Source organism: Streptomyces sp. NPDC043726, from assembly GCF_056436565.1.
In genome coordinates this window covers 472214-492538 of record NZ_JBWKCI010000006.1, presented here as the reverse complement: position 1 = coordinate 492538, position 20325 = coordinate 472214, and the positions used below count along the sequence as shown (strand labels likewise).

Sequence of the window (20325 nt, the reverse complement as noted above, 5' to 3'; positions counted from 1 at the left end):
GTTCTCGGGGATGAGTCAGAGGGGGTGAGCCTGTCGAAGGACGGGGGACGGGTCAGGCGGCTTCGGCGCCGAGGCGGCGCAGGAGGCCGGCGCGCAGTTCGGCGAACCGGGGGTCCGTGATGTCACGCGGCCGGTCGAGGTCGACCCGCTGCTCGTGGGCGATGACACCGCCGTCCATCACGAGCACCCGGTCGGCGAGGAGTACGGCCTCCTCGACGTCGTGCGTGACGAGCAGCACGGCGCAGCCGCGTCGCTGCCACAACTCCCCGACGAGCCGCTGGGCCTTGAGCCGGGTCAGCGCGTCGAGCGCGCCGAACGGCTCGTCGAGCAGCAGCAGATCGGGTTCCCGCACCAACGCCCGGGCCAGGGAGGCGCGCTGGGCCTCGCCGCCGGAGAGGGTCTTCGGCCATGCGGTCGTACGGTGGCCGAGACCGACCTCGTCGAGGGCGCGCTCGGCGACGGCGCGCTCGGGCTTGCCGGGCAGGCCGAGCAGGACGTTGCGCCAGACCCGCTTCCACGGCATGAGGCGGGGTGCCTGGAAGGCGACGGCCTTGCGGCGCGGGACCAGGACGGTGCCCTCGATCTCACGGTCGAGGCCGGCGAGGATGCGCAGCAACGTGGACTTGCCGCAGCCGCTGCGGCCGAGGAGGGCGACGAACTCGCCCGGCCGGATGTCGAGGTGGAGCCGGTCGATGACGGGACGCCCGTCGAAGGAGCGGGTGAGTTCGTCCACCCGTACGGCGGTGGGGGAGCTCACCGGCCGGTGAACGTCGGTCGCCATTGCAGCAGCAGCCTTTCGAGGGTACGGACGACGAGGTCGGCGAGCAGGCCGAGGAAGGCGTAGACGATCAGGCAGACGACGATCACGTCGGTGCGCAGGAAGTCCCGGGCCTGGACCATCAGGAACCCGATGCCGGAGTCGGCGTTGACCTGCTCGGCGAAGACGAGGGCGAGCCAGGCGATGCCGAGGGAGTAGCGCAGTCCCGTCAGGGCGCCGGGCAGCGCCCCCGGCAGGACGACGTGCCGCACCAGCCCCCACCGGGAGAGCCCGAGGGACTCCCCGGCCTCGATCAACTGGGCGTCCACGCCGCGGATTCCGGCGTAGACGTTGAGGTAGAGCGGGAACGTGACGCCAAGGGTGATGATGGCGATCTTCGGGGCCTCCCCGATCCCGAACCAGATGATGAAGAGCGGGATGAGCCCCACGAACGGCACGGTCCGCAGCATCTGGACGGGTGCGTCGACGAGATCCTCACCGATCCTGAACAGGCCGGAGAGGAGGGCGAGTCCGGTACCGATGACGGTGCCGAGGAGCAGCCCACCGGCGACCCGCTGGAGCGAGGTGCCCATGGCGGAGGCGAGCGAGCCGTCACCGATCAGGTCTCCGGCGACATCGGCGATGCGGCCGGGGGAGGCGAGGACGTCGGGGGCCAGGGCGCCTGTACTGCTGAGGAGTTGCCACAGGGCGAGCAGGAGCAGGGGCCCGGTGGTGCGGCGGAGCCAGCGGGGGAGGCGGGTGCGGCGGGACGAGGCGGGGAGGAGGGGGACGAGGTCGGGGGAGGCGGGGTCGGACTTGCGGGATATATCCGCGTCCGGTGGGCTGGGCGGGGCATGGCTGATGCTCATGGCGGCTCCGAGGGGCGAGCGACGAGAAAGGAGCGAGGAGAAACGAGCGAAGGGAAGCGAGCGAGGAGGAGCGGGCGCGCTGTCCGTGCGCGCGAAGGTCTGCGAGGAAGTGACGTCAGCGGCCGCGACGACAGGCGGCGGAGGCCACCCGCAGCAGGTCGATGTGACCGCGCGTGGTGAGCAGGGCTGAACGCAACATGCGGCTGACCGTAATGAGGCGTCCTCGCGCAGGTCAACGGCGGTCCGGCTAACTTCACGGGGCTTAACGTCGCTTAACGCCGGCGTCACACCCGCGTCGCGTCCTCGCGCGCGACGCGGCCCGGATGAAGGAGGATGGAGGGCATGTCAGACGCCTTCACCACCCGAGTTCTGAACGTCTCCTCCGGCTCCGCGGAGCGCGTCGTCGATCTCACCCGCGACTGCGAGGCCTTCCTGCGGGAGGCGGCCCAGGGCCGCGACGGCCTCCTGAACGTCTTCGTCCCGCACGCCACGGCGGGCATCGCCGTCATCGAAACGGGTGCCGGGAGCGACGACGACCTCCTGGCGGCCCTGCACACCCTCCTCCCCGCCGACGACCGCTGGCAACACCGCCACGGCAGCCCCGGCCACGGCCGCGACCACGTCCTCCCCGCGTTCGTGCCACCGCACGCGACACTGCCGGTCCTCAACGGCCGTCTCGAACTGGGGACTTGGCAGTCGGTGTGCCTGGTCGACACCAACAAGGACAACCCCGACCGTCAGGTGCGACTGAGCTTCCTGGGCTGAGGTCCCCTCACTTGCGCAGCGCCGCCGCGAACTCCCTCAGGAACAGGGCCTCGACGTGGGCCATGTGCTCGATCTCGGTGGGGTCGACGCTTTCGTTCGGGGCGTGGATGAGGCAGCGTGGCTCCTCGACGCCCATCAGGATGATCTCGGCGCGCGGGTAGGCCGCCGCGAGGACGTTGCACAGGGGGATCGAGCCGCCTTGGCCGAGGAAGGCCAGGGGCCGCCCGTAGACGTGCTGCATCGCCCTGCCCAGGGCCGCGTAGGCGGGGCCGTCGGTGGCGGCTCGGAACGGGGAGCCGGTGCCCTCTGTCTCGACCGTGACGCGGGCACCCCAAGGGGCGGCCTCCGTCAGGTGCTTGGTGAGGGCCGCCCGGGCCGCGCCCGCGTCCGTGCCGGGCGGTACCCGCAGGCTGACGCGGGCGCGGGCGGTCGCCGGGACGGCGGCGGCGGATCCGACGACGGGCGGGCAGTCGATGCCGAGGACGGTGACGGCGGGACGGGCCCACAGACGGTCGGCGACCGTGCCGGTGCCGGTGAGACGCACGCCGTCGAGGACACCGGCGTCCCGGCGGAAGGTCGCCTCGTCGTAGGCGACACCGTCCCAGGTGCCCTCGCAGTCCAGGCCGTCGACGCGGGTGGCGCCCGTCGCCGGGTCGCGGAGGGAGGCGAGCATCTGGATCAGCGCGGCGAGCGCGTCGGGGGCGGGGCCGCCGAACATGCCCGAGTGGACCTCGCCCTTCAGGGTCTCGACGCCGACGACGAGATTGGCCAGGCCGCGCAGCGTCACGGTCGCGGTGCCGGTGCCGACCTCGGCGTTGCCGGTGTCGCACACCAGCAGGGCGTCGGCCAGGAACAGCTCCGGGTGCTGGGCGACGTACTCCTCGAGGCCGCCCGTGCCCTGTTCCTCCGAGCCCTCGGCGACGAACTTCAGCCCGACCGGCAGGTCATCGCCGAGCGCCTTGAGCGCCCTGAGCGCGGTGAGGTGCATGACGATGTTGCCCTTGCAGTCCGCGGTGCCGCGGCCGTACCAGCGGCCGTCCGCTCCCTCAGTGAGGGTGAAGGGCGGGGTGGTCCAGGCGGTGTCGTCCAACGGGGGCTGGACGTCGTAGTGGCAGTAGAGGAGCACCGTGGGCGCCCCGGGCGGGGGCGGGCGGTGGCCCATGACGGCGTGGCTGCCGTCGGGGGTCTCGGCGAGGTGGACGTCCCGCAGGCCCGCCTCGGTGAACGCGTCGGCCACCCACTGGGCCGCCCGGTGGCACTCCTCGGGCGGGTACTGGCGGGGGTCGGCCACGGACGGGATGGCGACGAGCTCGGCGAGGTCCGCCTTCGCCCGCGGCATCAACGCGGCGATCGTCTCCGCGAGCTCACTCACCGGTCAGCTCCTCACCGTGTCGTCGGTCTCCAGGTCTTCGAACTCGTCCTCGAAGTCGTCGAGCTTCTCCGGGCAGTAGATCTCCAGGATCTTGGCCTCGGCCCGCAGTGCCCTCTCGTCACCGATGACCGGGCGCTGGCCCACGAACGCCGCCCCGTTGGAGACGTTGAGCTTCCACAGGGCCGACTCGAGCGCGCTGGCCGGGTCGTCGCAGACGATGCCGCCGTCGGTGCCCAGCGTCCGCTCGATCGTCCTGGTGTCGGGGCGGGGCCAGCCGGCGTCCTCGGCGGCGTCGGCGAGCTGGTTGGCCTTCTCGGCGGCCTCGTTGGTGGACTTGACCTTCTCGTACTGGATGATCCCGATGACCACCAGGGCGACGAGCACCACGATCGCGCCGATGTAGATCCACCTGTGCTCGGAGGCGAAACGGGTGGGGCTCATGACTGGCCTCCCTCGGCCGCTTCGGTGCGCCAGCTCGGTTTGCGCAGCTTGAGGAAGGCGTACGGGATGAGGAAGCCCAGCACGATCAGGCCGCAGCCGACGAAGGCGACGTAGCCCCAGACGCTGCCGCCGCCGAACTGCGAGGGCGGCACGAAGCCGATGATCATGGCGGCCGCGGAGGCGAGCAGGCCGACGACACACATCAGGCCGAGGGCGGGGACGCGGTAGCCGCGCGGGTGGTCCGGCTGGGTCTTCCGCAGGCGCATCGCCGCGACGAACATCAGCAGATAGACGACGAGATACACCTGCGTGGTGATCGTCGAGAAGATCCAGTAGACGTTGGAGACGTTCGGGATCAGCGCGTACATCAGGGCGATGACCGTGGTGACGACGCCCTGGGTGACCAGGATGTTCTGCTGGATGCCGTACTTGTTGAGCTGTTGCAGGAAGGGTGGCAGGTAGCCCTCGTTGCGGGAGATCTCCAGCAGGCCCTTCGACGGTCCGGCCAGCCAGGTGAGCATGCCGCCCAGAGCCGCCGAGACGAGCATCACGGCGGCGACGGGGGTCAGCCAGCCGACGTGGAAGTAGGAGAAGAACGCCTCGAACGCCTGCATCACCCCGGCGGTCAGGCTCAGCTGGTGGGCGGGCACGACCCAGCTGATGGCGAGCGCGGGCAGGATGAAGATCAGCAGCACCAGACCCATCGCCAGGAACATCGACTTCGGGTACTCCTTCGCCGGGTCCTTCAGCGACGAGACGTGGACCGCGTTCATCTCCATGCCGGAGTACGACAGGAAGTTGTTGACGATCAGCACCAGGCTGGCCAGACCCGTCCACGCCGGCAGCAGGTGGGAGGCGGTCATGGGGGCGGCGGAGGCGTTGCCCTGGCCGAGGAAGACCATGCCGAGCACGACGAGCAGCGTGCCCGGGACCAGGGTTCCGATGATCAGTCCCCAACTCGACAGTCCCGCGAGGGCCTTGGTGCCGCGCGACGACACCCACACGCCCGTCCAGTACAGGACCATGATGACGATCGCGGTGTAGAGCCCGTTGGAGGCGAGGGACGGATCGATGACGTACGCGATGGTGCTGGCGACGAAGGCCAGCAGGCTCGGGTAGTAGAAGATCGTCATCGCGAACTGGCACCAGACGGCGAGGAATCCGAGCGGTTTGGACAGCCCCTCGCTCACCCAGCGGTAGACACCGCCGGACCAGCCGGAGGCGAGTTCGGCGGACACCAGCGCGGTCGGCAGCAGGAACACGATCGCCGGGACGAGGTAGAGGAAGACACAGGCCAGGCCGTACACGGCCATCGTGGGCGCGGCGCGCAGGCTGGCCACGGAAGCCGTGGTCATGAACGCCAGCGTCAGCCAGGTCAGGGTGGGGTTCGCCACCGCCCTCGCCTCGGTGCGCACCGCCGGCCTCGGCTGCTCGGCAGGCCTCGGCCGATCGGCCGGTACGTCCATCGACGCCATGGATCCCTCCCCGGGAGGTGTTGACGAGTTACTGCACAGACTCGGCAGGTGGACCGTGGGGCGCAGATCGAGTAGGCCGTTCGAGTGACAGAGGTCGGGTGGGGGAAGGCGCCGGCCCTGTCCGAGATGCCGCTTCCCGGCCGCCGCCGCAGGCTGGAACACCCGGGCTTGGAGTGAGGAGGCGGGCGTGGATCAGCGTGCGGCCGCGGACCTCGACACGCTCACGGCGTTTCTGTCCCGGCTGACCGCCCTCCTCCTGCGCAGCTCCGGCGAGGGCACCCACCTCGTCGAACGGGCCGTGGCGGACAGTGCCCGTGCCTTCGGCGGCGGCGCGTCCCTGCTGCTGGTGCCGGAGGCGGCCGTCCTCACCGTCACCGCGTCGGACGGGCGCGGCCGTACCCTCACGGTCCACGGCTTTCCCGAGGTCTTCCGCCTCGACCAGGTGGCCGCGCTCAAGCCGCTCCTCACCGAGGTACGGGCGGGTGGGGTCGACCTGGCCGAGGCGGACCGGAGGCTGGTGGCGATCGAGGCTGCGCCCGCGCCGTACCCGTGGTGGCTGAAGTTCCTCGGCATCGTGCTGTTCTCGTTGGGCTTCGCCCCGCTGATGCAGCCCACCTGGTACGAGATCGCGACCACGGCCGTGCTCGGCGCGATCGCCGCCGCGCTCGCGGTGGCCTCCGACCGGGTGCCCCGGCTGGCCCGCATCCTGCCGTTGGTCGTGGCCACCGCCGTGTCCGTGGTCACGATCGAGTTGTTCGCCGACGAACCGGCGCGCGGCGGACCGGTGCTGCTGATGCTCCCGGCGCTGTTCTACTTCGTACCGGGCGACTACCTGAGCGCGGCGACCGCCGAGCTGGCCGCCGGCCTGATCACCACCGGTGCGATCCGTCTGGTCTACTCGGTCTTCCTGCTGGTCCAGCTCTATCTCGGCGTCCTGCTGGGCGTCCTGGTCACCGGCACCCCGACCCGTGCCCTCTTCGACGTGGCCGCGGACGCCGATCTGCCCCGGTGGGCGCTGTTCCTGGCGTGGATCGTGTTCACAGTGGGCACGCTGTTCGCCTTCGCCGTCCCGGTGCGGTTCTTCTGGCCGCTGCTGGTGCTCGTCTATGTCACGGTGGGCGTGCAGTCGGCGTTCACGAAGCTCGTCGGGGAGACGGGCGGCACGTTCGTCGCCGCGGTCGTCCTCGCCGCCGCGGCCACGCTCATCGCCCGCGGTCCGCGCAATCCGCCCCGGCTGATCCTGATCCTGCCCGGCTTCTTCACCCTGACCGTCGGTTCGCTGGGCATGCGCGGCCTCACCACGCTGGCCGGCGGCTATCTCATCGAGGGCTTCGCGGACCTGATGAAGCTGGTCACCATCGTCACCGCCATTTCGGCCGGGCTGCTGGTCGGCGGCGTCCTCGCAGGGGCGTACGGCGGCTCGGACGGCAGGGGTGGTCGGTCGTAGCGCCGAGGACCGTGAGTGTACGAGGCCGAAGTCCCACGGCTCCCCACACCCCGCGAACCGGTCCCTCCCTAACCGGTCCCTCCCGAACCGGACCCCGTGACCGCCGACCCGCCGCAGGCGACCGAGCGGCCGTGGCGATCGGGCGGGCCGCGTTCCGGCTCCCGTACGTGTGGTCCCGCATGACCGCGCGGTGGGGCATGCACATCGCCTTGGGCGGACGTTCCCGCTACCTCCCCAACACCCATCCCCGTTGGCCGCTCCACCGGGCGCAACTGGTGCGCTGCGAAGAGAACCTGGTGGCCGCGGCAGGTCTGCCCGAGCCGTCCGGCGACCCGGTCAGCGTCCTGTGGTCTCCGGGCGTCCCGGTGCGCTTCGGGCGCCCAGGCCGGACGCCGACCCTGGTCTGACGACGGCGAGCGCCACGCGAGTGGCTCAGCGCCGGCTGAACTGGACCTGCGTCGGCTGGACGACGTCGGGGCGTACGGCGATCCCCTCGACGGTCAGCTGTTCGCCGTAGAGGTCGGTGATGCGGATCGCGCCACCGCAGCCGTTGCCGTCCTCGGCGAGGAAGTAGTTGTAGTCCGTACGGGGCAGCTTCCGCCAGCCGTCGGCGGTGCGGACTTCCAGGCCGGTGACCGGGTTGCGGTGGTCGATGACCTGGATGCCGCACCAGTGCTCGCTCGAGCCGGTCTTGTAGCGGACGGAGATCGTGTCGGAGGTGCTGGGGCTGAGCAGGCTCCAGCTGATCGGGATCCGGCCCTCCTTCAGATCGGTGAGTTCGGCGAAGGCCTGTTTGCTGAGGTCGAGTTGGCCCGGCGCGCAGGGCAGCGGGCACTCGTTGGTGATCTTCACGGTGACGGTACGGCCGTTCGCCGCGCGGACTAGTACGTACGCCCCGCAGGCCCGGGACGTCTCGTAGTCGGCGGTGTTCATCGCCGCGATCATCATGTCGTCGCTCGCTCCGAACAGACAGGCGCCGTCGCCGTTCCCGGCCTCGTAGTGGGTGGCGACCCCATGGCGGGTGACGCCGGGCTGGATGCGACCGGCCGAGGGGGCGGCCGGGGGAGCGGTCGTCCTTGTCGCCTTGGGCGCGGGGGACTGGGCGGGGTCGGCCTCCTTGGTCGCCTTCGCCTTCTTCGTCGCCTTCGAGGTGACTGACGGGCTGGGGGATCCCGTCCGGCGCGGTGCTTCGGCGGTGGTGCTTGCCCGGGTGCTGGTGGCGGGCGCGACAGCCACCGACTCCGCGTCGTCGTCCGAGCCGGGGAGCAGCGCGGCACACACGAGCGCGACCACGACAGCCGCCGCCGTCGCGGCACCGGCCATCACCCTCCGTCTGTGCCTGCGCTGCCGTGCTGCCTGCCTGGGTGTCTGCATGTCTGACCACTCCGAGGATCGAACCGGGTTCTACGGCTCTGTCGCCGCGGAACGTAAAAAGGTTGCCGCTGACCGGCGCAGGGCCGGGGCGGGAGGCGGACGGGACGGGAACGGGATCGGGGGGCCCGAGGGTGCTGGAGTAGTTCTCTGCAGGAGGAGTCTGCGATGAAGCATCCCCCGGACTGGATCGACGGCGCGGTGGGGCTGCGCCACATTCTCGAGGAACTGTCCGCCGTCGAGCGGTCGGTCGAGGGCGGCGGCGGACGGGAAGGGCCCTGTGTCGACGAAAGGTCCTGTGTCGATGAAGGGCCCTGTGTCGATGAAGGGCCCTGGGACGGACCCGAGTTCAGTGTCGAGACCGTCAGCGACAGCGGCATGCACACGGTGGTGGACATCAGCTTGCGCGATCACGGCCCGAGGCCGCCCGGCTGGGACGGGCCGAGCGGTGACGAGGTCGTGGTGTTGCGCTCCACCGTGCGGGCTCTGCTCGATCTCGCGGGCGTCTGTGCCGGGCGCGCCTGGACCACCGTCGTGCTGACCGGTGACGGGCCGCGGGTGGCGAGCTGCCGGGTCGGCGCCGGAGACACGGTGTTCGTCCGCGAACGCGTGCCCGGACGCGACTGAACCATGGGCTGACCTGGCGTTACCGCTCCCGTTCCCGTGCGCGGCCCGGGGGCGGTATCGGCTCAGGAACGGGTCAGGAACGGGCCCCGGAACAGTGCGTGGTGTCGGAAGCAGAACCGGAGAAACCGCGTGAAGGGGATACGACATGGGACGCACGTCGGCCGGCCTCGTCGGGATCGTCACTGCCGCCGCCCTCACCCTCGGGCTGGTGTCCACGATCGAGACGGGGCACCCGCAGGGCCACCAGGCCGGCGCGCGGATCCTCGCCGACGACGGCGGTCCCACCGTGATCGGCAAGGGCGGCTCTGGTTCCGACTCGACCGATGACGACGGCGGTCCCACGGTGATCGGCAAGGGCGGCTCGGGTTCCGCCACCACCAACGACGACGGTGGTCCCACCGTGATCGGCAAGCTCGCCGCCGGTTCCGACTCGACCGACGACGACGGCGGCCCCACCGTCATCGGCAAGGGCGGCTCCGGTTCCGCCACCACCAACGACGACGGCGGTCCCACCAGCCTCGGTATCTGAGGCCGCGGTATCCCCCACCGTGCCCCGCCCAGGTGTTCCGACCTGGTGCGGGGCACCGGCGCGTTCAGGATCGGCGGCGATCCGCGGGCACGCCCATCGCCGTGAACAGTTCCTCCGCCGCCCGTTCGTTCCGCTCCGCCTCCTCGGGCCGGCCGAGGCACGCCTGCGCCCGGGCCATGCCGGACAGTGCGTAGGCCAGCTCGATCCGGAAGTCCAGGGAGCTCGCCATCTCGTGCGCCCGCTCATGCAGTTCCAGGGCGGAGGCGTACTCGCCGCGCCGGTGCAGATAGCGCCCGACGGTGTTCCAGACCTTGGCCCGACGCGGAGGAGAAACGTTTGAGCTGATGGTCGTCAGTGCGCGGTCCGCGTACGTTCCGGCCTGTGCGTCCCGCCCCAGCCGATGCCCCACGTCCGCCGACAGCGCGAGCGCCAGCGCCACGTGCCCCGGGTCGCGGTTCTCCTCGCACAGGGTGCGGGCCTGCTTCAGGCTCACCTCGGCCGCCTCCGGATCCCCGAGGCAGGAGTGGGCGAAGGCCAGATCCGTGAGCGCGGCCAACTTGTTCTCATGGCGCCCGAGTTCGTCCGCCAGCGCGATGGCCCGCAGCGCCGCCGACGCGGCCTCCTCGTGCCTGCCCCACTGCTCGTACAGGGTGCTGAGCATCGTCAGGCTCTCCGCCTCGGGTCTGCTCGCGCCCAACTCCCGCTGGTGCGCGATCGCCCGCTCCAGATGCGACAGCGCCTCCGGGAAGCGTCCGAGCATGCTGTTGAGCTGGCCCAGCGAGCTCTCGCTGTGCGCCACCGTCTGGAGATCCCCGAGCCGCTCGGCCACCTCAAGGCTCTCGGTGGCGATCTCCAGGCCCTCGGCGAACCGGCCCAGCTTCCAGCAGGCGACCCCGAGGTTCGACAGGCTGACCCCGAGCAGCGGCAGTTCGCCGAGCCGCCGGGCCGCCTCCACCGCGATCAGCGCCATGCTCCGGAACTCCTCCAACTGGCCGCGCACGCTCAGCTGGAAGGCGAGATTGCGGGTGAGGAACACGGCGTGCCGGTCGTGGCCGAGCCGCCCCGACAGGTTGACCGTGCCCACCACCGCGCTCTGTTCCCTCGCGAACCACCCCTCCGCCTGCGCCCGGTCGGGGAACTCCGGTACCGCCAGCGACACTTCGTCGATACCGGTGGGGATCCGGCGCCGCCCGGGGAACATCACCCGGCACGCCGTCTCCGTCGCCGTGACGTAGTAGTCGAGCAGGCGCCGAACCGAGGCCGCGTCGTCGTCCTCAGTCGCCCCCGACCGCAGGCTGTGCGCGAAACTGCGGACCAGGTCGTGGAAGGTGTACAGGCCGATCTCCGGCTGCTTCAACAGGTGCACGTCCAGCAGCAGTTCGAGAAGGTCCTCGGCGTCACGTGGGTCCGTGTCGAGCAGCGCCGCGGCGGCGTGGACGTCGATGTCGCCGCCCGGATGCAGCGCCAGGATGCGCAGCGCCGTCCGGCACTCCTGGTCCAGGGCCTGGTAGGACAGGCGGAGGGTCGCGGCGACACTGCGCTGTCCCGAGCTCAGCTCGTCCAGTCGCCGTGTCTCGTCGCGCAGCCGGTCGGTGAGGTAACGCAGGGTCCAGCGCGGGCGGTTGCGCAGCCGGGCGGTGGCGATGCGCAGCGCCAGCGGCAGATGCCCGCAGAGCCGGGCCAGCTCGGCGGCGGCCTCCGGCTCCGCCGCGTACCGCGCCTCGCCCAGCGTCTCCGCGATCAGCCGCGCGCACTCCTCGGGCGACATCACGTCGACCGAGATCCAGTGCGCCGAGTCCAGGTCCACCAGCCGGGCCCGGCTGGTGACCAGCACCAGGCAGCCCGGCGTCGTCGGCAGCAACGGCCGTACGCCGTCCGCGTCGACGGCGTTGTCGAGGAGGAGGAGCAGCCGCCTGCCGCTGATGGTCGCCCGCCAGAGAGCCGTGCGCCCCGCGGTGTCCTCCGGAATGCGCTCGCCGGGCACGCCCAGGGCACGTAACAGGATGTCCAGCGCTCCGCCGGGCGTGACCGGCTGCTCGCCCGGGGTGTAGCCGCGCAGGTCGATGTAGAGGCGGCCGTCGGGGAAGTCGCCCGCCAGGGTGTGGGCCGCGTGGACGGCGAGGGAGGTCTTGCCGCTGCCGCCCATGCCGTCCAGGGCCACGATCCGTGAGTGGCGGTCGCAGTCCCGGCCCGCCGAGTCCAGGAGTTCACGCAGCTCACGCTCGCGCCCGGTGAAGTCGGCGAGGTCGTACGGCAGGGTGCTCGGGGCCTCGGCGGGCGCGGGCGGGGTGGCCGGCTGCGCGGCCGGGGCCGGGGCGGGCGGCGGCTCCGGCGCGGCGAGCTCGGGACTCTCGCGCAGGATCCCCTCGTACACCTTGGTCAGGCCGGGGCCGGGGTCGACGCCCAGTTCCTCCACGAGGAGTTCGCGGACCTTGCCGTACTCCTCCAAGGCCTCCGCCTGCCGGCCCGAGCGGTACAGGGCCAGCATCAGTTGCGCGCGCAGTGTCTCGCGCAGCGGGTGGCGCTGGACCACGTCCCGCAGGTCGCCGACGAGTTCAGCGGCCTCGCCGAGGCCGAGGCGCAACGCGAAGAGCTGTTCGGTCGCCGTGAGCCGGCGCTCGTCCAGTGCGGTCGCCGCCGCCTCGATCACCGGTCCGCCCGCACCGGACAGGATCGGGCCGCGCCACAGGCCGAGCGCCCGCTGTAACGCCGCGACCGCGTCGGCCGGCCGGCCCTCGGCCGCCGCCTCCTTGGCGGCCCGCACCAGGAGCCCGAACTCGGTGAGGTCCAGCTGCTCCGGGCCCAGCGTCATCCGGTAGCCGGGGCCGTCGGTGACCAGGACGTCGCCGCCCCCGGGAATGCGCCGCCGCAGGTCGGCGACCGCCTTGCGCACCTGGTGGGACGCGGTGGCCGGTGGATTGTCCGCCCACGCGGCCTCGACGAGACGGGCGATCGGCAGGACGCGTCCCGCCTCCAGCAGCAAGGTGACGAGGACCCGCTCCTGGATCAGTCCGCCCAGCCGCAGCCTGTCTTCCCCCGCCCAGCCCTCGATGGGGCCGAGCACATTGAAGCGCAGCGAATCCGCCTCGGCATCGGTCATGCCGGCGAGCCTCCCCCGGTCACGGAATCCCCCCGATTTCCCCACGCAGCCTCCGGATGATAGCCCGTTCCCGTGCCCCTCGGTAACGAGGCGGTACGGCTTCGGTAAGCACTCCCCTCACGGTGGGATCCAGCAAGCCGCACCGGCTTCAGGCCCCAGCGAACGGCCCCCAGCGGCCCGAGCGAACGGCCCCGGCCATCGGCCCCAGCGATCGGCCCCCCACGCGGAGTACAAGGAGACTCGTATGACCGAGCAATCAGCGACGGACGGACTCGCCGAACAGTTACGGGCGGCACGCAGGTGGGCGGGCCTGACCCAGGAACAGCTCGCCGGCCTGTCCACCGTCAGCGTGCGGGCCATCCGCGATCTGGAGCAGGGCCGGGTACGGCACCCGCGCCGCGAGACACTCCGGCTGCTCGCCGACGCCATGCGGCTCAGCGACGCCCGCCGCGCCGCCCTGGAACTCGCCGTCGAGGGCGCCTCCGCCGGGCCGGTCATGCACGAGGCCTTCGGGGCCGAACTCGCCCCGCCGCCCGCGCCGTTGTGCCGTCTGGTCGGCAGGGCCGAGGAACTGCGGGCCCTCACCGGGCTGCTGGCCGGCGAGCACGACCGGCTGCTGACCGTGGTGGGCCTGCCGGGCGTCGGCAAGACCCGGCTGGCCCAGGAGGCGGCCGCCCTCCTGCACACCCGCGACCGGATGCCCGTCCTCTGGGTCGACATGGCCGAAGCCGCCGCGCCGGCCCCCGCCGCGCCGCGCACCCCGCGCTCGGCGCTGACCGGCTGGGCCCGCTCCCTGGCCACCGGCGACGGCGGACTCGAGGAACTCGCCTCGGTGATACGCGACCGCGCCACACTGCTCGTGCTCGACGGCCACGACTCCGCCGCGCACCTCGTGCCGCGGCTCGCGGACCTGCTGCACGCCTGCGAACGCCTCCAAGTGCTCGTCACCGCGCGGGAACCGCACCGCGTCCCGGGCAACCGGCTCCTGCCGCTCGCCCCACTGCCGGTCCCCGGCCCCGACGCCGGGACGACTCCGCCGGGGCAGTCCCTCACGGCCGGGGAGCCCGCCGTGGAACTGATGCTGTCCCATGTCGGCCACATCCGCCCCGACCTGCTGCCCACGGATTCCATGGTGCGCACCGTGGCCGACATCTGCCGGGCCCTCGACGGGGTGCCCCGGGCGATGGAGTCCGCCGCCTCCTGGCTGTTGCTGCACTCCCTTGAAGACCTGCTGCGGGTCGCCCGGACCCGGCCGCTAGACATCGTGGACGACGCGACCCTCGCCGACCCGGGCGGCGCGGCGCTCGCCGTGCTGCTGACCGAGACCGTGAACGGTCTTGACGACCAACCCGCCGCGTTACTCGGCGACTTGAGCGCGCTGTCCGACGGCTGGACGGCCGAGCAGGCCGCCACCGCGCTGTCCGTCGCCACAGGTGCCGTGGTCCGTGACGTCCACGCGCTGCTGCTGCGCGGCCTCGTGCGCAGGCTGCCCGCCGGACCGGACGGTGCCGCGCGCTTCGGCGTCCTCAACCTGGTTCGCCGGCTCGCCGCCGAGCGCGCCGCCTCGTCGGCGACGCGGGCCGCTGCCCTCGTGCACTGAGCGAAAACCCTGTCGACATGGCTTGAACAGACCCCTCCCGACCTCGATCGAAAGGCCCTCTCCCATGCGCGACTTCATCTCCCTCGCCGATCTCACCCCCGAGCAGCTGTCCCAGATCGTCGCCCGCGCCGTCGCATTCGGCCGCGGTGATGTCGCGGACCGTCCGCTGGCGGGACGCCAGGTGGGCGTCTACTTCCGCAAGTCCTCCACCCGCACGCGTACGTCCTTCTGGAGCGGCGCCACCCGCCTCGGGGCCGACGTGATCACCTTCGGACCGGACGAACTCCAGCTCAGCACCGGCGAGACGGTGGAGGACACCAGCCGGGTCCTCGGCCAGTACCTGGACGCGCTAGTCGTCCGCACCAACGGCGACGTGGAGGAGATGCGCCGGCTCGGCGGCAGGCCGGACCTCGCCGTGATCAACGCGCTCAGCCTGGACGAGCACCCCACCCAGGCCGTGGCCGATCTGACCACCCTCACCGAGCACTTCGGCGACCTCGCCGGGCGGCATCTGCTCGTCGTCGGCGAGGGCAACAGCTCCGGGGCGGCCCTCGCCCTGGCTGGCGCGCTCACCCCCGGTCTGCGGATCACCCTGCTGTGCCCGCCGGACTACGAGGTGCCCAAGAGCACTCTGGACCTGGTCGAGGAGATCAGCGGCGGCCGCCATGGCGTGCGCCAGGTGACCGACCCGGAGGCCGTGGAGGGCCCGGTGGACGCGATCTACACCAGCCGGTGGCAGACCATGGGCGTGCCCAAGGCCGACCCCGACTGGCTGACCGCGTTCGAGGGATTCGCCGTCGACCAGGCCTTCTTCGACCGTTACAGCGGTCCGCACACGGTCTTCCTGCACGACCTGCCCGCCGTGCGCGGCCAGGAGGTCACCGACGAGGTCCTCGACGGCGAGCGCAGCCTCGCCTGGCGCCAGGCCTACCACAAGATGACGGCCGCGATGGCGGTCCTGGAGTGGTGCGTGGTGGGCGCGGACGGACACTGACACGACACACGCGGCGGCGTCGGTACGGCTCTCAAGGCCGTACCGACGCCGCCGCGTCGTGAGTGCGCTTCCGGTCAGCCGCCCATCGCGGCGACGACCGAACGAGGGCGCAGGTCCGTCCAGTTGGCCTCGATGTACTCGGTGCACTCCTGCTTGCTGCCCTCCTCCCGCACCTGCCGCCAGCCCTCCGGGCGACTGACACGGGCGGGCCAAAGGGAGTGCTGGCCCTCGTCGTTGACCAGGACGACGAAACGGCCGTCGGTGTCGTCGAACGGATTGGTTGCCATGGAATTCACCTCAGTCGGTCCGTGAGAACGAAATGGGAGAAAGAACTGGATCACGGCGCCACACCGCTGTTTCGAGGCTAGGCGCCCGCGCCGGCCACTACGGGCAGCCCGTACGGCAGTTGGGCGGCATTCCCGGCCCCGGCATTCCCGGCCCCGGCATTCCCGACCCTGTCCCCACCTGGTGGGCCCGCGTGACGGCCACCCCGGCGGCGACCGCGGCGGCGCGGACCGAGCCGAGCGCCTCACGCAGCAGCTCCGTCCGCAGCTGGGGCTGGTCGGCCAGTTCGGGGCGGTCGGCGTCGAGCAGCTGCACCGCCGCTTCCAGCACCGCGAATTTGGCCTCTCCCACGGGCTCATGGCGATCGGCCCGGGTCATGGCCTCGCGCAGCGCCTCGGTGAGCAGATCGGCGGGGGCGATGTGGGACATGGTCCACTCCTTCGGAATTCTCGAAATCCTCGACGGAACGGGTGCGGCGACGGAAATCGACTGTATGCGGGCCCGGGGCGAGCGGCGGGACCGCCGGCGGCAACTGCCGCCCGGCTGCCGCCCGCGACGCCGGTACGGCGGGTGGCGCGTTCCTACGATCGATGCCGAAAGGAAGTTCCGAGCGAATCCAGGAGCTCCTTCTCCCATTGACATCGCCTGATGTGGACCAAGTGATGATGCAGCCTGTGGAATTGGCGTCCCGGGATCGTTCTGGGCCGCTGGACGTCGTTGTCACCGGACTGCCGTCCGATGCGCACACCTGGAATCTCGTCTTCATTCAATTGCTGCTCGAAGACCTGGGACACCACGTCGTCAATCTGGGGCCGTGCGTTCCCCAGGACGAAATCGTCGAGTCCTGCTGCAAGTTCCAGCCCGACCTGCTGGTGGTGAGCAGCGTCAACGGCCATGGATTCCACGACGCCGAGCACCTGGTCCGGGCGCTCCGGCAGCGCTGGGAACTGGTTCGGCTGCCCGCCGTCATCGGCGGGAAGCTGGGCGTCCACGGCGCGGCGGGACGGAGCGAGTCCGGCGGGCGGCTGCTGCGGGCGGGCTTCGACGCGGTGTTCCAGGAGGACGGGGACCTGGACGCGTTCGAGGCGTACGTCACCACCCTGGCCGACTCCCGGGAAGGGGCCGTACGGTGACCTCCTTCGGCCGGTTCGTCGCCGCCGCCGCGGCCCGCGGGGCCCTCGTGGTGCAGCCCCGCATGGGCTTCGCCGCACCCGCCCGCATGCGGGCCGGGCTGCTCGCCACCAAGGGCGCGGCCGACGCCGTGGCCGGCACCCTCACCATCGACAGCTACACCCGCGTCGGCGACGAACCGTCCGCCCTGCGCGCTCTCAACGCCGATGTCCCGCTCAACGGTTACCCCATCACCTCCTACAGCCCGCACACCTCACGCTGGGTCCTGGACGGCATCCCGGACGCCTCCTTCCCGGTCCAGGTCCGGCACGGCTCCGCGCACCCGCAGCGCATCGTCGCCGCCCTCACCCGGCTCGGCCTGACCGCCACCGAGGGCGGCCCCGTCTCCTACTGCCTGCCCTACGGCCGCACCCCGCTCGTCGACTCGGTCCGCAACTGGCGGGAGGCCTGCGAGCAGTTGGCCGCCCTGCGTGATAACGGCGCCGAGCCCCACCTGGAGAGCTTCGGCGGCTGCATGCTCGGCCAGCTCTGCCCGCCCGGACTGCTGGTCGCGATCAGCGCTTTGGAGGGCGTCTTCTTCCACCGCGCCGGGCTGCGCTCCATCTCCCTGAGCTACGCCCAGCAGACCAGCCCCGAACAGGACCGGCAGGCCGTACGCGCCCTGCGCAGGCTCGCCGCCGAACTGCTGCCCGACACCGACTGGCACGTCGTCGTCTACACCTACATGGGCGTCTACCCCAGGACCCGGCGCGGCGCCGACCGCCTGCTGGAGCACTCAGCCGAGCTCGCCGTCCGAGCGGGCGCCCGGCGACTGATCGTGAAGACCGACGCCGAGGCCCACCGCATCCCGACCGTCACCGAGAACGTACGCGCCCTGCGCACGGCGGCCACGGCGGCGGCGCGGGCCACTCCGGAGCCGTACGACCACACCGACAACCCGGTCTACGACGAAGGCCGCGCCCTGGTCGACGCCGTCCTCGACCTCCACCCCGACCTGGGCACCGCCCTGCTGAAGGCGTTCGAGCGCGGCTACCTCGACGTCCCCTACTGCCTGCACCCCGACAACGCGGGCCGCACCCGCAGCCACATCGACGCGGACGGCCGCCTGACCTGGTCCGACATCGGCGCCCTGCCCATCGGCAAGGTCACCGCGCGCCGCGGCGCCCGGCTCACCGCAGCGGGCCTGTACGACGCCCTCACCCACGTGCAGTGCCGCTACGACGCGCACGCCCACGAGCTTCTGGAGGTATGACCATGACCGCGACCATCCCCGAGGCCGTGGACGAGGTGCTCGGCGCCCTGCCGTCCTCGCCCGACGCCCACCTCGCCGACCCCCGCACCCGGGCCACCCTGCGGGTGCAGAGCCGGATGCTCACCGCCACCCGGGCCTTCCTGACCGCGCGCGGCTTCCAGGAGCTGCTGCCGCCCGTCATCGGCCCGGTCACCGACCCCGGCATCCGCGGCTCCAAGCAGGTGGACGTCGACTTCTACGGCCACAAGTACAAGCTGATGACGAGCGCCATCCTCTACAAGCAGGCCTCGCTGCTCGCCTTCGACAAGATCTTCTACATCGCCCCCAACGTCCGTCTGGAACCCCTGGAGACGGCCGTGACCCACCGGCACCTGGCCGAGTTCCACCAGATCGACGTGGAGATCCGTGACGCCCGCCGTGAGGACGCGATGGACCTCGCCGAGCAGCTCGTCACCCACGTCGTCACCGACGCCGTCACCGCGATGCCGGCCGATCTGGAGCTGCTCGGCCGGGACGCCGACGCCCTGCGCGTGGCCGTCGCCGACGCGTTCGGCCGGGTGGGACACCGGCAGGCCACCGCCGAGCTGATCGCCGCGGGACACCCGCAGGACCCCGCCGCCGAGATCGACTGGCAGGGGGAGGAGATCGTCTCCGCTACAGCGAACCGGCCCTTCTTCATCAGCGACTACCCCAAGGGCTCGCGCGGCTTCTACGACAAGGAGAACGCCGAACAGCCGGGCGTGCTGCGCAACTTCGACCTCATCGCCCCCGAGGGCTACGGCGAGCTGGCCAGCGGCAGCGAGCGCGAGCACGACTACGCCACCCTCGTCACCCGTATGCGGGAGACCGGCGAGAACCCCGCCAAGTACGGCTGGTACCTGGACCTGGCCCGCCGGGGCATCCCCGCCAGCTCCGGCTTCGGCATCGGCCTGGAGCGCTTCACGCGGTACGTCACCGGACGCCGGGCCGTCTGGCAGGCCAGCGCCTACCCCAAGCTGCCCGGGGTGGTGTCGGCATGAGCGCCGCACTCGTCGCGGACGGCTTCCCCGAGGAACTGGTCCGCTCCCGCGCCCGCCACGGCGCCGCCGCCGTGTTCCCCGCCGAGTCCGGCTACGGCAGCGGACTCCTCGGCGCCGCCCCGGTGCCCCTCGACGACGAGCTGGAGCGCATACGGATCGTTCCGCCGGTCTTCATGCCGGACCGGCTGAAGAAGCTCATCGACCTCGCCCGTGAACCCCTCTACAGTGACGTCGAACTCGAGACGGTCATCGGCGGGTTCACCAGCCGGCTCCCGCTGTACGTGTCGGCGTTCGGCTCCACCCAGGTCGCCAGCCACGACCTCGGCGAGGCCGTCGGCCGGCAGGCCGCCCGGCTCGGCGTCCCCCTGGTCATCGGCGAGAACGTCGTCCCCGTCAACGGCTACCGCAGCGCCGACGAGGCCGGAGTCTCCCCGCTGCTCGGCCGGATCGCCGCCTACGCCGAGGCCGCCGACGACGAACACGGCGGTGTCGCCGTGCAGCAGTCCACCGAGGACGCCGACGCCGAGGTCTGGAACCTCGTCTACAGCGACCCGGTCAGCGAACCCCTCCTCGCCACCGGTCGGCTCGCCTTCGAGCTGAAGATCGGGCAGGGCGCCAAGCCCGGACTCGGCGGCCTCACCGTCCTCGGCCGCGGGGCCGCGAGCCGGATCGCCGAACAGTACGCCACCGACGAGGTGTTCGGCGCCGACAGCGACAAGGTCCTGCGGGTCAGCAGCCCCGGCACGTTCACCGAGGAGATCCTGCGCCAGCAGATCCGGCTCATGCGCAACAACTTCCCCCGCGTCAAGGTGTGGGTGAAGCTGCACCCCGGACGCGATGTGGCCCTCGCCGCCGCCACCGCCTGGGCGGCCGGTGCCGACGCCGTGACCGTCGACGGCGCCGAGGGCGGCACCGCCTGGGCGCCGACCGGCTTCCTCACCCACGTCGGACTGCCCCTCGCCGAGTGCCTGCGGCGCGTCGGCCGCACCGACCGCTGCCTGCTGGCCAGCGGCCGCATGTGGGAGGGGACGCGGGCCGTCAAGGCCCTCGCGCTCGGCGCCCGAGCCATCGGCCTCGGCCGGGCCGCCCTCCTGGCCGCAGACGAGGACCGAACCGACGGACTCCGCCGCCTGGTGGAGGCCCTCGCCCTCGAACTGCGGATGCTGACCAGCGCGGTCGGCAAGTACCACGTGGGCGCCCTCGACCCCGAGGACCTGTTCCTGCCGTCCTCCTGGCCCACGCGGCCGGCCGCCTGACCCTTCGCAGCAGCGACCCCGAACTCTCGAGAATG

The 20325-nt window shown here is 71.8% G+C and carries 20 protein-coding genes and 1 pseudogene; 11 read left to right on the top strand and 10 right to left on the bottom strand.

Annotation, left to right across the window (positions count from 1 at the left end; genetic code table 11):
* Positions 1 to 52: 52 nt before the first annotated feature.
* The 3 genes from AC068Z_RS20355 to AC068Z_RS20345 all read right to left on the bottom strand — a co-directional run bounded on the left by AC068Z_RS20355 (position 53) and on the right by AC068Z_RS20345 (position 1825).
* Positions 53 to 781: an ABC transporter ATP-binding protein gene (locus tag AC068Z_RS20355; RefSeq protein WP_478557148.1), complete on the bottom strand. Its 729-nt coding sequence runs from the start codon at positions 779 to 781 to the stop codon at positions 53 to 55.
* Positions 754 to 1626, bottom strand: a complete 873-nt coding sequence (locus AC068Z_RS20350; RefSeq protein WP_478557146.1) for an ABC transporter permease — start codon at positions 1624 to 1626, stop codon at positions 754 to 756. The genes AC068Z_RS20355 and AC068Z_RS20350 overlap by 28 nt, the downstream gene beginning before the upstream one ends.
* A gap of 115 nt (positions 1627 to 1741) precedes the next feature.
* Positions 1742 to 1825, bottom strand: coding sequence for a putative leader peptide (locus AC068Z_RS20345; RefSeq protein ID WP_313884353.1), 84 nt, complete (start codon positions 1823 to 1825; stop codon positions 1742 to 1744).
* A gap of 143 nt (positions 1826 to 1968) precedes the next feature.
* On the opposite strand from AC068Z_RS20345, the gene AC068Z_RS20340 reads away from it, so the two are divergent.
* Positions 1969 to 2391: a secondary thiamine-phosphate synthase enzyme YjbQ gene (locus tag AC068Z_RS20340; protein WP_478557144.1), complete on the top strand. Its 423-nt coding sequence runs from the start codon at positions 1969 to 1971 to the stop codon at positions 2389 to 2391.
* A 7-nt stretch (positions 2392 to 2398) separates the two neighbouring features.
* Here AC068Z_RS20340 and AC068Z_RS20335 read toward each other — a convergent pair whose 3' ends face one another.
* The 3 genes from AC068Z_RS20335 to gadC are packed head-to-tail and all read right to left on the bottom strand — an operon-like array spanning position 2399 to position 5679.
* Positions 2399 to 3763 (bottom strand): M20/M25/M40 family metallo-hydrolase, encoded by a 1365-nt coding sequence (locus AC068Z_RS20335; protein WP_478557142.1) that lies wholly within the window; start codon positions 3761 to 3763, stop codon positions 2399 to 2401.
* A 3-nt stretch (positions 3764 to 3766) separates the two neighbouring features.
* A complete protein-coding gene (locus AC068Z_RS20330; protein WP_478557140.1) occupies positions 3767 to 4204 on the bottom strand; it encodes a hypothetical protein in 438 nt (145 codons plus the stop codon).
* Positions 4201 to 5679: a glutamate/gamma-aminobutyrate antiporter GadC gene (gadC, locus tag AC068Z_RS20325; RefSeq protein ID WP_478557138.1), complete on the bottom strand. Its 1479-nt coding sequence runs from the start codon at positions 5677 to 5679 to the stop codon at positions 4201 to 4203. The genes AC068Z_RS20330 and gadC overlap by 4 nt, the downstream gene beginning before the upstream one ends.
* Positions 5680 to 5866: 187 nt before the next feature.
* Here gadC and AC068Z_RS20320 point away from each other — a divergent pair, with 187 nt between their 5' ends.
* Together AC068Z_RS20320 and AC068Z_RS20315 are read left to right on the top strand one after the other, a co-directional pair.
* The gene (locus tag AC068Z_RS20320) at positions 5867 to 7126 is read left to right on the top strand and encodes a threonine/serine exporter family protein (protein WP_478557136.1); all 1260 of its coding nucleotides are present in this window, start codon (positions 5867 to 5869) and stop codon (positions 7124 to 7126) included.
* Between the two features lie 131 nt (positions 7127 to 7257).
* Positions 7258 to 7533 (top strand): annotated as a pseudogene (locus AC068Z_RS20315) (DUF2071 domain-containing protein); the annotation flags it as partial.
* A 25-nt stretch (positions 7534 to 7558) separates the two neighbouring features.
* Here AC068Z_RS20315 and AC068Z_RS20310 read toward each other — a convergent pair.
* Complete coding sequence (locus tag AC068Z_RS20310) at positions 7559 to 8449, bottom strand: expansin EXLX1 family cellulose-binding protein (protein ID WP_478557134.1); 891 nt, start codon at positions 8447 to 8449, stop codon at positions 7559 to 7561.
* A 216-nt stretch (positions 8450 to 8665) separates the two neighbouring features.
* On the opposite strand from AC068Z_RS20310, the gene AC068Z_RS20305 reads away from it, so the two are divergent.
* Together AC068Z_RS20305 and AC068Z_RS20300 are read left to right on the top strand one after the other, a co-directional pair.
* On the top strand, positions 8666 to 9124 hold the full coding sequence (locus AC068Z_RS20305) for a hypothetical protein (RefSeq protein WP_478557132.1): 459 nt from the start codon (positions 8666 to 8668) through the stop codon (positions 9122 to 9124).
* 145 nt (positions 9125 to 9269) lie between these two features.
* Positions 9270 to 9653, top strand: coding sequence for a hypothetical protein (locus AC068Z_RS20300; RefSeq protein ID WP_478557130.1), 384 nt, complete (start codon positions 9270 to 9272; stop codon positions 9651 to 9653).
* A 64-nt stretch (positions 9654 to 9717) separates the two neighbouring features.
* Here AC068Z_RS20300 and AC068Z_RS20295 read toward each other — a convergent pair whose 3' ends face one another.
* A complete protein-coding gene (locus tag AC068Z_RS20295; protein ID WP_478557128.1) occupies positions 9718 to 12753 on the bottom strand; it encodes an AfsR/SARP family transcriptional regulator in 3036 nt (1011 codons plus the stop codon).
* A gap of 244 nt (positions 12754 to 12997) precedes the next feature.
* On the opposite strand from AC068Z_RS20295, the gene AC068Z_RS20290 reads away from it, so the two are divergent.
* Entirely contained in the window at positions 12998 to 14353 is a 1356-nt protein-coding gene (locus AC068Z_RS20290) for a helix-turn-helix domain-containing protein (protein ID WP_478557126.1), read from the top strand.
* A gap of 64 nt (positions 14354 to 14417) precedes the next feature.
* Positions 14418 to 15347 (top strand): ornithine carbamoyltransferase, encoded by a 930-nt coding sequence (locus AC068Z_RS20285; RefSeq protein WP_478557124.1) that lies wholly within the window; start codon positions 14418 to 14420, stop codon positions 15345 to 15347.
* Positions 15348 to 15421: 74 nt separating this feature from the next.
* Here AC068Z_RS20285 and AC068Z_RS20280 read toward each other — a convergent pair whose 3' ends face one another.
* Together AC068Z_RS20280 and AC068Z_RS20275 are read right to left on the bottom strand one after the other, a co-directional pair.
* Positions 15422 to 15634, bottom strand: coding sequence for an MbtH family protein (locus AC068Z_RS20280; protein WP_478557122.1), 213 nt, complete (start codon positions 15632 to 15634; stop codon positions 15422 to 15424).
* A 97-nt stretch (positions 15635 to 15731) separates the two neighbouring features.
* Positions 15732 to 16061 carry a hypothetical protein gene (locus AC068Z_RS20275; RefSeq protein WP_478557120.1) on the bottom strand — a complete coding sequence of 110 codons (330 nt, stop codon included), beginning with the start codon at positions 16059 to 16061 and terminating at the stop codon, positions 15732 to 15734.
* A gap of 233 nt (positions 16062 to 16294) precedes the next feature.
* On the opposite strand from AC068Z_RS20275, the gene AC068Z_RS20270 reads away from it, so the two are divergent.
* Genes AC068Z_RS20270 through AC068Z_RS20255 form a run of 4 tightly spaced genes read left to right on the top strand, consistent with a single transcriptional unit; the run spans position 16295 to position 20290 of the window.
* The gene (locus tag AC068Z_RS20270; RefSeq protein ID WP_478557118.1) at positions 16295 to 16765 is read left to right on the top strand and encodes a cobalamin B12-binding domain-containing protein; all 471 of its coding nucleotides are present in this window, start codon (positions 16295 to 16297) and stop codon (positions 16763 to 16765) included.
* Positions 16762 to 18015, top strand: a complete 1254-nt coding sequence (locus tag AC068Z_RS20265; RefSeq protein ID WP_478557116.1) for a methylaspartate mutase — start codon at positions 16762 to 16764, stop codon at positions 18013 to 18015. The genes AC068Z_RS20270 and AC068Z_RS20265 overlap by 4 nt, the downstream gene beginning before the upstream one ends.
* Before the next feature lie 2 nt (positions 18016 to 18017).
* A complete protein-coding gene (locus tag AC068Z_RS20260) occupies positions 18018 to 19034 on the top strand; it encodes an asparagine synthetase A (protein ID WP_478557114.1) in 1017 nt (338 codons plus the stop codon).
* Positions 19031 to 20290: a glutamate synthase-related protein gene (locus AC068Z_RS20255; protein WP_478557112.1), complete on the top strand. Its 1260-nt coding sequence runs from the start codon at positions 19031 to 19033 to the stop codon at positions 20288 to 20290. The genes AC068Z_RS20260 and AC068Z_RS20255 overlap by 4 nt, the downstream gene beginning before the upstream one ends.
* Positions 20291 to 20325 lie beyond the last annotated feature (35 nt).

Coding starts and splice junctions, on each gene's coding strand:
- AC068Z_RS20355 (WP_478557148.1), bottom strand. CDS start 781: ATGGCGACCGACGTTCACCGGCCGGTGAGCTCCCCCACCGCCGTACGG.
- AC068Z_RS20350 (WP_478557146.1), bottom strand. CDS start 1,626: ATGAGCATCAGCCATGCCCCGCCCAGCCCACCGGACGCGGATATATCC.
- AC068Z_RS20345 (WP_313884353.1), bottom strand. CDS start 1,825: ATGTTGCGTTCAGCCCTGCTCACCACGCGCGGTCACATCGACCTGCTG.
- AC068Z_RS20340 (WP_478557144.1), top strand. CDS start 1,969: ATGTCAGACGCCTTCACCACCCGAGTTCTGAACGTCTCCTCCGGCTCC.
- AC068Z_RS20330 (WP_478557140.1), bottom strand. CDS start 4,204: ATGAGCCCCACCCGTTTCGCCTCCGAGCACAGGTGGATCTACATCGGC.
- gadC (WP_478557138.1), bottom strand. CDS start 5,679: ATGGCGTCGATGGACGTACCGGCCGATCGGCCGAGGCCTGCCGAGCAG.
- AC068Z_RS20310 (WP_478557134.1), bottom strand. CDS start 8,449: ATGGCCGGTGCCGCGACGGCGGCGGCTGTCGTGGTCGCGCTCGTGTGT.
- AC068Z_RS20305 (WP_478557132.1), top strand. CDS start 8,666: ATGAAGCATCCCCCGGACTGGATCGACGGCGCGGTGGGGCTGCGCCAC.
- AC068Z_RS20300 (WP_478557130.1), top strand. CDS start 9,270: ATGGGACGCACGTCGGCCGGCCTCGTCGGGATCGTCACTGCCGCCGCC.
- AC068Z_RS20295 (WP_478557128.1), bottom strand. CDS start 12,753: ATGACCGATGCCGAGGCGGATTCGCTGCGCTTCAATGTGCTCGGCCCC.
- AC068Z_RS20290 (WP_478557126.1), top strand. CDS start 12,998: ATGACCGAGCAATCAGCGACGGACGGACTCGCCGAACAGTTACGGGCG.
- AC068Z_RS20285 (WP_478557124.1), top strand. CDS start 14,418: ATGCGCGACTTCATCTCCCTCGCCGATCTCACCCCCGAGCAGCTGTCC.
- AC068Z_RS20280 (WP_478557122.1), bottom strand. CDS start 15,634: ATGGCAACCAATCCGTTCGACGACACCGACGGCCGTTTCGTCGTCCTG.
- AC068Z_RS20275 (WP_478557120.1), bottom strand. CDS start 16,061: ATGTCCCACATCGCCCCCGCCGATCTGCTCACCGAGGCGCTGCGCGAG.
- AC068Z_RS20270 (WP_478557118.1), top strand. CDS start 16,295: ATGATGCAGCCTGTGGAATTGGCGTCCCGGGATCGTTCTGGGCCGCTG.
- AC068Z_RS20260 (WP_478557114.1), top strand. CDS start 18,018: ATGACCGCGACCATCCCCGAGGCCGTGGACGAGGTGCTCGGCGCCCTG.
- AC068Z_RS20255 (WP_478557112.1), top strand. CDS start 19,031: ATGAGCGCCGCACTCGTCGCGGACGGCTTCCCCGAGGAACTGGTCCGC.